This is a genomic window from Paraclostridium tenue (assembly GCF_039521565.1).
GTDB lineage: Bacteria > Bacillota > Clostridia > Peptostreptococcales > Peptostreptococcaceae > Paraclostridium > Paraclostridium tenue.
This window is the reverse complement of the sequence record NZ_BAAACP010000004.1, coordinates 161,570-172,718: the sequence shown is the minus strand read 5'-3', so window position 1 is coordinate 172,718 and position 11,149 is coordinate 161,570. Positions and strand designations below refer to the sequence as shown.

The 11,149-nt window shown below is 24.6% G+C and carries 9 protein-coding genes; 5 read left to right on the top strand and 4 right to left on the bottom strand.

All coding sequences use genetic code 11. The features are described from left to right. The 3 genes from ABFX13_RS05030 to ABFX13_RS05020 form a co-directional block, all read right to left on the bottom strand. Positions 1 to 1,560 (bottom strand): leucine-rich repeat domain-containing protein (locus tag ABFX13_RS05030; protein ID WP_346043344.1); only part of this gene is annotated, 1,560 nt, incomplete at its 3' end. Between the two features lie 167 nt (positions 1,561 to 1,727). Then, on the bottom strand, positions 1,728 to 2,444 hold the full coding sequence (gene srtB, locus ABFX13_RS05025) for a class B sortase (protein WP_346043342.1): 717 nt from the start codon (positions 2,442 to 2,444) through the stop codon (positions 1,728 to 1,730). A gap of 8 nt (positions 2,445 to 2,452) precedes the next feature. Continuing rightward, a complete protein-coding gene (locus ABFX13_RS05020; protein ID WP_346043338.1) occupies positions 2,453 to 3,292 on the bottom strand; it encodes a pentapeptide repeat-containing protein in 840 nt (279 codons plus the stop codon). Positions 3,293 to 3,504: 212 nt separating this feature from the next. Between ABFX13_RS05020 and ABFX13_RS05015 the strand changes: the two genes are divergently transcribed. The 5 genes from ABFX13_RS05015 (at position 3,505) to ABFX13_RS04995 (ending at position 8,939) form a co-directional block, all read left to right on the top strand. Then, a complete protein-coding gene (locus ABFX13_RS05015) occupies positions 3,505 to 4,167 on the top strand; it encodes a TetR/AcrR family transcriptional regulator (protein WP_346043334.1) in 663 nt (220 codons plus the stop codon). Positions 4,168 to 4,237: 70 nt separating this feature from the next. Next, entirely contained in the window at positions 4,238 to 6,331 is a 2,094-nt protein-coding gene (locus tag ABFX13_RS05010; RefSeq protein ID WP_346043330.1) for an efflux RND transporter permease subunit, read from the top strand. After that, positions 6,332 to 8,200: a hypothetical protein gene (locus ABFX13_RS05005; protein ID WP_346043304.1), complete on the top strand. Its 1,869-nt coding sequence runs from the start codon at positions 6,332 to 6,334 to the stop codon at positions 8,198 to 8,200. It abuts the gene before it with no gap. A 122-nt stretch (positions 8,201 to 8,322) separates the two neighbouring features. Continuing rightward, positions 8,323 to 8,520, top strand: coding sequence for a helix-turn-helix transcriptional regulator (locus ABFX13_RS05000; RefSeq protein ID WP_346043300.1), 198 nt, complete (start codon positions 8,323 to 8,325; stop codon positions 8,518 to 8,520). Between the two features lie 5 nt (positions 8,521 to 8,525). Continuing rightward, positions 8,526 to 8,939 carry a DUF2178 domain-containing protein gene (locus ABFX13_RS04995; protein WP_346043295.1) on the top strand — a complete coding sequence of 138 codons (414 nt, stop codon included), beginning with the start codon at positions 8,526 to 8,528 and terminating at the stop codon, positions 8,937 to 8,939. A gap of 169 nt (positions 8,940 to 9,108) precedes the next feature. On the opposite strand, the gene ABFX13_RS04990 is transcribed toward ABFX13_RS04995, so the two are convergent. After that, positions 9,109 to 11,091 (bottom strand): ATP-binding protein, encoded by a 1,983-nt coding sequence (locus tag ABFX13_RS04990; protein WP_346043291.1) that lies wholly within the window; start codon positions 11,089 to 11,091, stop codon positions 9,109 to 9,111. Between the last annotated feature and the right edge of the window lie 58 nt (positions 11,092 to 11,149).

The following is an 11,149-nucleotide window of genomic DNA, read 5'->3' as shown; positions in this document are numbered from 1 at the left end:
TATAATTTTTATCTTATCTGTTATATTCCCATCCTCTTTATCTGTTGCCGTTACACCTTCCATTGGATTAAACTTTTCTCCAACTTTTATTGTCTTATCACTCGCATTTATTATTGGTATTTCATTTTTTATAAGTACTATTGGTTGAGTTACATTCCCTGAAAATTCAGAATTTGCCTTACCAACATTTACATTCTTTGAAAAAGAATAACTCTCACTATTACTATTTATATCTTTCCATAAAATTTTATTAGTATTTTTATCATATAATCCATTTCCAGAAATATTTGACGGAGCTATTTTATCTCCCATTTTATCAGTTACTATGTTATCAATTTCTATAGATCCTAATTGTTTTACTTCTTTTGATTTCAATTTTATATTTTGATTATCTAATTGTAAAAAAATTAAATGATTTAAGTTAACTATAGAACTTATATTACTTATCTGATTAGATCCTAAGTTTAAAAATCTTAATTTAGTTAGCTTTTCTAAAGAATTTATATTACTTATATTATTATTATTTAAATTCAAATAACTTAAATTGGTTAAATTTTTTATAGAATTTATATCATTTATCTTATTATCACTTAAGAATAAACCTGTTAAATTAGTTAAACTTCCTATAGAACTTATATCACTTATTTGGTTATAACCTAAAAGAAGCATTTTTAATTTAGTTAAGCTCTCTATGGGTTTTATATTACTTATTTGATTAAAATCTAAATGCAAATAATTTAAGTTAGTTAAATTCCTTATTGGGCTTATATCACTTATTTGATTATCAGTTAAGTGTAATTCAACTAATTTTGTTAAATTTACTATTGGATTTATGTCACTTATTTGATTTTGAGATAAAGATAATTTAACTAAATTTTTTAAATTGGCTATCGGACTTATATCACTTATTTGATTTCTATTTAAGTACAAAGTAACTAAATTTGTTAAGTTTGATATCGGACTTATATCACTTATCATATCTCCATCTAAATATAAGTAAGTTAATTTAGTTAATTTAGATATAGGACTTATATCACTTATTTTTTCTCCATCTAAATGTAAGCTAATTAAATTTATACAATATTGTAGTCCATCTAAATTCGATATATTTGACTCATGTACATTTAACCTTTTTAAGGATTCTAATTCAGACTTACTTATATCTGCATCCAAATCTTTCTTTCTTAACTGTTCATTTATTGCTCTTTTTAAATTTATATCTTTAATATCAATTATTTCACTGCCTTTAACTTTTTCATTTATATCTTTATCATTGTTATTTACTACAGGTTTGTCTTCAAGATTTATGCTATCATCTTTAATTTCATTTTTAGTTTTAGTGTCTATATTTTCAGGATTAGAAATTTCTGTATATGGTTCAATTTTTTTATCCATAGAAACTGAATCTAAAGATTCTTCTTTTTTTAAATTAGTGCTAGTTTCATTTTTATTATTAGATTCTATTTCATCTGCTAATGCATTTACCATCATTGATTGCAAAATCACTGTTGTTGTAATTACTCCCACAATTGTCTTTTTAACATTATTTTTTTTACTCATTTTATTACCATTCTCCCCTTGCTTTCTTAATTTAAATAAAATTTTATTAAACTAAATAACTCCAAATTATGTAAATATTTATCATTTGATATTTTTACCCCAAAATTTTCTTTAAAATCGCAAAAAAATATGAGTAGCATATGCTACTCATATTTATATAACTACTTCTATTGTGATATCTCCATAAGCTTTGCATGTACAACCATACGAGCACCTTCATATTCATAACTACAAGTAGATAAAGTCAAAATTTTATCTTTTGGAGTTACTTTTAGTTTAGATTTCACAATAGATTTATTTTCTATTTTATTTAAAAAGTTTCTATATTCATTTTCTGTTTTAAAATTAGTCTCATTATAATTATCTTTTAAATCCGTTGTATATGCGGAAAATACCTCATAAGTCAGTTTCTTACCTTTTGGAGTTAAAATAGTTATTTTATTATTTTCATTAAAAAATTCTTTTTCGTTAAATTTATCCAACTGAGCAAACATAGTATCATTCTTCATAGAATGACCATATAAAATAGTATTTTCATCATTGAATTTATTATTTCTAAAATCTAAAAAAATAGATCCTGATACTAAATAATTTTTATTTATATCCTTATCAAGATAATAATTATTATCTTTTCCTTGGAGAATTGGATAGTTTATATTTGTATTATTAATAGTTAACCATCCTCTATAATCTTTATTTATATAATATAAATCTAAAGTTTCATTATTTTTTTCTATGTTTTTATCTTTTATTTCTTGAATCTCTTTATATATATTATCTGCTTTTTTATAGCTTATTATTTTTTGAACAATCTTATATGAACTAAATAAAAATATTATTACTAAAAATATATTTACTAAAGTCCTAATTTTATTTTTCTTCATTAATTGAATCACTCCCAATATGGTGGTTTTTTTAGTATTTTAGGTAACTTTGTATTAAAATCACCTTTTGCTGTATTAATTTGCGATTGAGTGATAAAAATACAATCAGCTAAGTTTGCACCTCTTATATCTGCGTCTCTCATATCTGCACCAATTAAATCTGCCTTACTTAAATCAACATCTCTAAGATTTGTGGCAATAAGAAATGCCCCTCTTAAATTAGCACCTTTTAAATTAAATTTTCTAAGATCTAAACCGATACAATCTAATCCTTTAGGTATATTTTTACTTTTATTTTGTTTACAACAAGCTTTATTTCTAACCATTTCACTAGTTTCAGAAAGCAATATATTAACTTTATCTTGATGTGACATTACATCTAATTCTATAAGAGATTTGCAATCTAAATAAGTAATTCTTTCTGTTTCTTTTATCATAAGTCTAATTTTATCATGTATAGAAGTATTTTCTTTAAGTGAAATTGCTTGATTTAAATACCAAAGCATTTCATGGAGTTGTCTCATAATTAGAAAAGCATCAAACATTTGATTTTTAGATTTTGTTTCTTTTCTCCAATCACGTCCATTAAATGTAATTTGAGCTACTTTTTGACCTGCTCCAAAACAATCATATGCACTACACCCTTTAAGACCTTTTTTTCTAAGATTTTTATGTATAGAACATCTAAAATCAGATTGTAAGTTTATGCAAGGAATACCAGCAACTTTATCATTTGGAAACCCTTCTGATTTTGAAAAATATAGTGAAACACAACAAAGTCCAAAACAGTTTTCACAATCAGCTCTTAAACTTTTATATACATCTTTACAACTATCTAAATATTTCATATTTATCTACCTCATTTTTTAGTAAACTCTTTTAGTTAAATCATTATACTTATGTATATTTTTTCCAATGCATTCATTAGTATATATTAGTTATAAAATTATGTCTATATTCTTAATAATGTCTAAATCTAAAATATAATTTCTAAATGCATTGCCATTAATATAACAAATTTCATAAAACATTGATAAAATAATAATATAGGAGGGATAAAATGGAATTTGATAACAAAGATAATATAAAAAATTTAATAATACAAAAAGCCTCTGAGCTTTTTATAAAACAAGGATATACAAAAACTACTATACGACAAATTGCTGATGCTTGTAATTTAGGGCGTGGTCATCTTTATTATTATTTTAAGAAAAAAGAAGAAATAGTTTTGTATTTGTATAAAAATTTAATAGAAAAAATATATTCTTATATAATTAGCCACCCTAATAAATCTATTGACCCACTACTTAGTTATGCAATAACTCAATATATATACATAAAAGTAATTGCAACAAATGATGCTTTTTTTAGAATGTATATAGAAGCCTCAGAGATTTACTCAATTAGAAAAGAATACCTAAAGACTTTATCAGATATATTAAATTCTAACTTAGAAAAACTAGATTATGACTTTAAAAAACAAGATATAAACTTAAGTCTTATAATAGGCTCTGCCGGTGAAGATACTCTCTTACGTAGATTTTATAAAAAAGACATAGACTTAAATCTTGATGAAATAATTGAAAGTACTATAAAAACAAGATTATTATTACTAAATATAAACCATGAAAAAGTAAATGAAATAATTTTAAAAACAAAAGAAGAAACAAAAAATATAAAGATTTATGACATAATAAAAAGTATAAATATAGTTGACATATAGGTTGTACTAATCCTACAATCTATCTGTATAACAATTTGGGCATGCCTAATATTTTAAGGGGGAATAGTCTATGAGGGGATTATCAAAGCAAATAGCTAGAAAAAGTAAGTTAATATTAGTAATAGCTATATTATTACTAATCCCATCAGCAATTGGATTTTTAAAGACAGATATAAATTATGATATTTTAAGTTATCTGCCTAATGACCTATCGACAACACAAGCAGAAGAAATTTTAAAAGATAATTTTGATTGTGGTTCACTTGCTATGTTAATAATTGAAAACATGAAAGATAAAGATGTATCAAAGCTTAAAGAAAAATTAACCACAGTTGAAGGTGTAAATGACGTTTTATGGATTGATGATTTTTTAGATTTATCAGTTCCAAAAGAAATGTTACCTAAAGATATAAAAGACCTCTTATACACAGAAAATTCAACTTTGATGGTTATAAAATTAGAAGAAGGTTCAGCGGCACTTAAAACTTTAAATGCTGTTGAGAAAATTAGAAGCATAACAGGTAAACAAGTATTTCTAAGTGGTATGGCAAGCATAATAAAAGATACCAAAGACATTTCAGATAAAGAAACTCCACTATATGTAATTGTTGCAGTTATACTAACTTTAATAGTTTTAACTTTTACAATGGACTCCTTCGTTACACCATTTATATTTTTGATAAGTATAGGTTTTGCTATAATCTACAATTTTGGAACTAATATAATCTTTGGTGAAATTTCATACATAACCAAGGCTTTAAGTGCAGTACTTCAACTTGGAGTTACTATGGATTATTCAATATTCTTACTTCACAGGTATGATGAAGAACGTGAAAAGTATGATAATCATATAGATGCAATGGCAATAGCAATACAAAATACCACAACTTCAGTTTTTGGAAGTTCTCTAACTACAATAGCAGGGTTTTTAGCACTTTGTTCCATGGACTTAGCCCTTGGAATGGATATGGGATTAGTTATGGCAAAAGGAGTTTTACTAGGAGTCATTTGTACTGTTACAGTACTTCCTGCTTTAATATTAATCTTTGATAAGCAAATTCATAAATACAGACACAAACCAATTTTACCTACATTTAAAAAATCATCTCAAATAGTTGTAAAGCATTATAAATTACTAGTAGTTTTATTTTTAATATTATTTATACCTTCAATAATAGGTTCAAACAATGCAAAAGTATATTATAATCTAGACGAATCTTTGCCTGATGACTTACCTTCTATAATTTCAACTAACAAGTTAAAAAATGACTACAATATGAATAGCACAAATATTATTTTAATTAAAGATTCTCTTAAAACTTATAAGGTTGAACAAATGGTTAAAGAAATAGAAAGTTTAGATGGTATAAATTCTGTGGTTGCACTTGAAAAATTTATAGGTCCTTCAATAGTCCAGGATATAATACCTAAAGATTTACTAAAAGCTGTAAAATCAGGGGGATATGAACAACTCTTAGTAAATTCAGAATATAGAGCAGCAACTGATGAGGCAGGTATTCAAATAGATAAATTAAATAAAATAGTTCATAAATATGATAAAGATGGACTTGTCGGAGGAGAAGCTCCTTTAACAGATGACTTAATAAAAATTGCAGATAGAGATTTTAAGATCGTAAGTTTAGTTTCAATACTAGCAATATTTATAATTATAGCTATAGTATTTAAATCAATATCATTACCTGTAATTTTAGTTTTGGCAATTGAATCAGCAATCTTTATCAATTTGGGCATACCTTATTACACTGGTACAGTAGAACCATTTATAGCTTCTATTGTAATAGGAACTATACAACTTGGTGCAACAGTTGATTATGCAATACTTTTAACCTCTAGATATAAAGAAGAATTAGCTGTAAATAATAATAAGTTTGAAGCTATGAAAGCTTCCATTCAAAGTAGTGCAAGATCTATAATTACAAGTGCATTATCCTTTTTCTCTGCTACAATAGGCGTTGGACTTATATCTAAATTAGAAATGATAAGTGCATTATGTGACCTTATGGCAAGAGGCGCTATAATTAGCATGTTTATAATCATTTTTATGCTTCCTGCAATTTTATTAGTTTGTAACAATTTTATTATAAAAACTAGCAAAAATTTCGTGGTTTCAAAATCTATAGATTTAAATAAGGGGGAAATATAAATGAGAAAACTTAACTTACCTAAAAAATCGGTGGCTACTTTAACTTCACTAATGATATTTTTTAATACTGGTATTTGTTTTGCTGATACAAAAAAAGAAGAGACTGTATACTCAATATTAAAAGATAATGGAAATGTTGAAAAAACAATAGTATCTACTTGGATAAATTCAGATAAAAAGCTCGGCAAATTTACTGACTTAAGCAACCTAAAAAATATAACTAATGTTAAAGGTGATGAAAAACCTACTATAGATAAAGAAAATTTAAACTGGAATATAAATAAAGAAGACTTATATTACAAAGGTGATAGTAATAAAAAACTACCTATTGATGTTGATATAAACTATGAATTAAATGGCAAAAAAGTTAACCCTAAAGATATTAAAGGTAAATCTGGAAAGTTTAAAATAACTATTCAACTAAAGAACAATGAAAAAAGAATTAAAAATATAGATGGTAAAAATAAAGAATTATATGTTCCATTTTTAACAGCTACAGAAGTATTGCTTCAAAGAGATAATTTTAAAAATGTAAAAATAAATAGCGGCGAAATTGTTGATGATGGTAAAAATTGTAGTGTAACTTTTGCATCTTTGCCTGGTTTAAAAGAATCTCTGGATTTAAGTAAAGATATCAAAAACTATTTAGAATTAGAAGATACTTTGATTATCCAAGGAGATACCAAAAAATTTGAAATGCCAAATATAATGATTCTTGCTTCTCCAAAACTTCCAGACCTTAAAAATATAAATGAAAATTCAACATTAAATGATTTATCAAAAGCTTTAAATGACCTATCAAAAGGTGGAGATGATCTTTTGGCTGGCTCTAAAAAATTATTGGATGGAAATAATGAGTTAAATTCTAACTTTGCTAAATTTGACCAAGGTGTTAAGGCTTTAGACAAAGGCTCTAATGATTTAAATAGTGGCATAAATAAATTAAATGATTCTACTCCAACTTTAAATAAAGGAGCAAAAAGTATTAATAACGGTCTTAATCAATTAAATGCTTCTCAAGAAAAAGTTTCAAATGGTGTTGATGCTTTTGTAGAAAATGCAAATAAACTTTTTGAAGCTTATTCTAATATTAACTCAGGTATTACAAATGCTAGTGATGGTGCTAATGCCCTTAAAGAAAGTCTAAGTAATGGTAGTTCTGGTGTTGATTCTTTAATAACTTCAACTAATAATATAGACCAAATATCAGGAGGTTTAAATAATATAGCAAATGCTTTAAGTGAAATAAACCCAGAATTTGCTGACCAATTAAGATCAATGTCAAATTCTTTAAGTCAAGTTTCTCAAGGTCAAAGAGATGGTTTAAATAATTTAAAAGCAGGAATTAACAATGTAGTTGGAGGTGCTAATAATTTAAGTTCAGGACTTTCAAACTTAAAACATGGCTCATCTGATTTTAATTCTAATTTTAAATCATTAGTAAATGCAGGTTCTACACTTAGTGGAAGTCTTAAAAAACTATCAGATGCAACTAGCCAATTAGAAAATGGAAGCAAACAACTTGTAGCTGGAACTGATGAATTAACCAAAGGTTCAAATCAATTAGCAAGAGGCTCAAAAACTTTAGCTGATAGTACTAAAATTTTAAATGATAATTCAAGCAAATTACTTAAGGGAACTAAAGATTTAGCAAAAGGCTCAAATGATTTATACACTGGAGTTAACAAATTTAAAAAAGAAGGTTTAGATAAACTTTATAAAGAAGGAAATACAAAATTATCTGATATCCAAGGATTACTAGATGTAAAAGATGAAATTATGAAATTATCAAAAGAATATAATAACTTCTCTGGGTTAAGCAAAGATATGAATGGTAGTGTTAAGTTTATAATGAAAATAAATGATTAATTTTTTAAGACAGGTATTGCACCTGTCTTTTTATATTTAAACCTATGTAAAGTTAACTTGACAATAAATAATTATGCTATTACAATCTATGTAAAGTTAGTTTTACAAACCGAGGTGATATTTTGAAAAATAAGCTTGAAGAAATAAGAAAACAACATGGATTAACTCAAGAAGAATTAGCTACAAAGTTAGAAGTCTCTAGGCAAACTATAAATTCTTTAGAAAAAGGAAAATATAATCCATCAATATTGCTTGCATTTAAAATTTCTAAATTATTTAAAATGCTTATAGAAGATATATTTATTTACGAGGGGGAGTAAGATTTATGAAAAAAGGGGTAAATTTCTCGATTTTAATATGCGGAATAGTTATGTTTATTGGCAACTTTTTAATTAACAATGAAATTTTTAGTAAATTATCTTTAACTATATCTATTATATTACTTATAATTTTATCAATTAAACTTTTAGTAAATAAATTTATAGATTTAGACCCAATTTACAAAAAGACTAAAGAAATAGATTTAAATGATGAAAGAAATGTAGTAATAAAAGATAAATCATCATCCAAAACTATTGTAACTATGCAATTTATATTAATTATTATTTTAATAATATGTTCATTTATGGAGTTAAATTCAAACTTAAGTCCAATAATAGGTGATACTTTATTTGCTGTACTAATACTACAAACTATATTATTTATAATATTTAATAACTATTACAAAAGAAAAATCTAGATTAACTTAAACCTTTAAGTTACATTACCAAAAATGCTATTATAAAATAGAAATAAAATTTTAATTACAAATCATTTAATAAAATGTAATACCTTGGATTGTATGAATTAAAATTTATATATAAAAGGTCTATTAAATTTTAGTTTAATAGACCTTTTATTTTCTATATTTAAATATCTGACATTTCTAAATTTACAGTTTGAGTATTATCTATAATACTTAAACTTTCATAATCAGGAATATCTTTTTCTAAATTTATAGGTAGGTATACTCTAAATTTAGAGCCTTTATTTACTTCACTTTCTATCTCAATTTTACCCCCATGAATTTCTACAATCTCTTTTACTATGCAAAGTCCTATTCCACTACCTTCATTTTTTCTTGTATATAAATTTTCTACTTGATAAAATCTATAAAAGATATAATTCAATTTATCATTTGGTATTCCTACACCATCATCTTCTACTTCTATAATTAGATTTTCAAACTCTGTCCAAATAGATAAATTTATATTCCCATTTTCATGTGTAAATTTAATGGCATTTGATATTAAATTTAATATAACTCTTTGAATTTGAAACACATCTATAGCTGTGTTTATTTCCTCTTCTTTTGTATCAAATATCATTTTGATATTTTTTCTTTTAGCAAAACAAAGACTTGATTCAAATATATTTTCTACAACACTTACTATATTACACCTTTCTAATTTTAACTTAAACATACCTGATTCAGCTTTAGTTATATCAATTATATTGTTTGATATCTTTAACAATCTATATGAATTTTTATTAATATTTTCTATTTTTTCTAAAAGGTAATCACTATTTATTTTTTTATTAGCACTACATTCTAAAACTCTAGTGGTCCCTAGTATTATATTTATAGGCGTTCTTAATTCATGACTTAAATTAACTATAAAATCAGATTTTAACTTTTCTCTTTCTAAAGCTTTTTGTTTTTCTTCTAATTCTTTTTCTTTTATTTTTCTACGCTTAGTTGCAATTTTAATTATTACTAAAATTACGATTATAATTACTATCACCATTATTAATATTAACCATTTCATCCATATAGGAATTAGAAACTCAAAAATTTCTTTATTCATTACATTAACATCTTTATCTACAAAAAAAGGATTTATATTATATTTATATATACTTTTATAATCAACATAAGCTTTTGCAATTGGCTCTGTAGTGTTTTTAATGTCTTCTATACTAACTCCTTTTCTTAATTTAACCAACATCTCACAAGCTATTTCACCAAGTTCTTTTCCTATATCAATATGCCCTCCAACTATACCTGCGTTCATATAAGTTTGGTCATTAGAATATATAGGTGCATTACTATATTTTTTTATTTCATCTACTGTATATTTAGGACTTTTGTATGTTTTTGAACTTATACTTTGAAATTCACCTGCTATAATATTTACTGTATTATCTGAGTTTTTTATCTTTTTTAATTGACTAGTTATATCCTCTATATAATTGCCTTTTATATAACGTATATTTACTTTTTCTTTTAAATAAGTCTTTACTAATCTGTCTATTTCATATTTTACTGAATTTCCATACTTAGAATCTTCAATTATTAAATTTATATTTTTCATTTTAGGGTTTAAGTCATAAATCAAATTCATTAAATTTAAACTATCATCTCCATGATAAATACCCGCCATATAGGACTTTTCTTCTTTCATTCCAGTAGCTTTATTGTCTACTCCACTAAATATAATTGGTAGCTTATAAAAATTACTGTTTTTATTTAATACTTCTGAACTAAAAACATCATAAGCTTCATCATCTACTGTATATATAGCATCAATACTTCCCTTTGTATATTTTTCATTTAACATACTTTTTAATGATTTTACATACTTATTATCATAATTATTTCTAAAGTCTAAATACTCAACGTTAAAATTAATATCTTCTTCATTATTTTTTTCTATATATGATAATAAACCATTAAATATACTTGATTCCCATATATGCCCCTGATGATATGAGTTTAAAACTAATACATTAAATCCTTTATCTTTAGTGCTATTTGCATGTACTTTATTAACTAACTTACATGTAAAAATACAAATTAATATTAATATTAATATATATTTATTTTTACTTTTTGAAACCTCTATTGTCAAAAAACTCCACCCCTAATGTATATTAAATTAACCTAATCCCCTAATTAATATATAATTC

Excerpts from the sequence above, each read along its gene's own strand:
- srtB (WP_346043342.1), bottom strand. The coding sequence starts at position 2,444 with ATGAAGAAAAATAAAATTAGGACTTTAGTAAATATATTTTTAGTAATA.
- ABFX13_RS04995 (WP_346043295.1), top strand. The coding sequence starts at position 8,526 with ATGAAAAAAGGGGTAAATTTCTCGATTTTAATATGCGGAATAGTTATG.
- ABFX13_RS05010 (WP_346043330.1), top strand. The coding sequence starts at position 4,238 with ATGAGGGGATTATCAAAGCAAATAGCTAGAAAAAGTAAGTTAATATTA.
- ABFX13_RS05005 (WP_346043304.1), top strand. The coding sequence starts at position 6,332 with ATGAGAAAACTTAACTTACCTAAAAAATCGGTGGCTACTTTAACTTCA.
- ABFX13_RS05020 (WP_346043338.1), bottom strand. The coding sequence starts at position 3,292 with ATGAAATATTTAGATAGTTGTAAAGATGTATATAAAAGTTTAAGAGCT.
- ABFX13_RS05015 (WP_346043334.1), top strand. The coding sequence starts at position 3,505 with ATGGAATTTGATAACAAAGATAATATAAAAAATTTAATAATACAAAAA.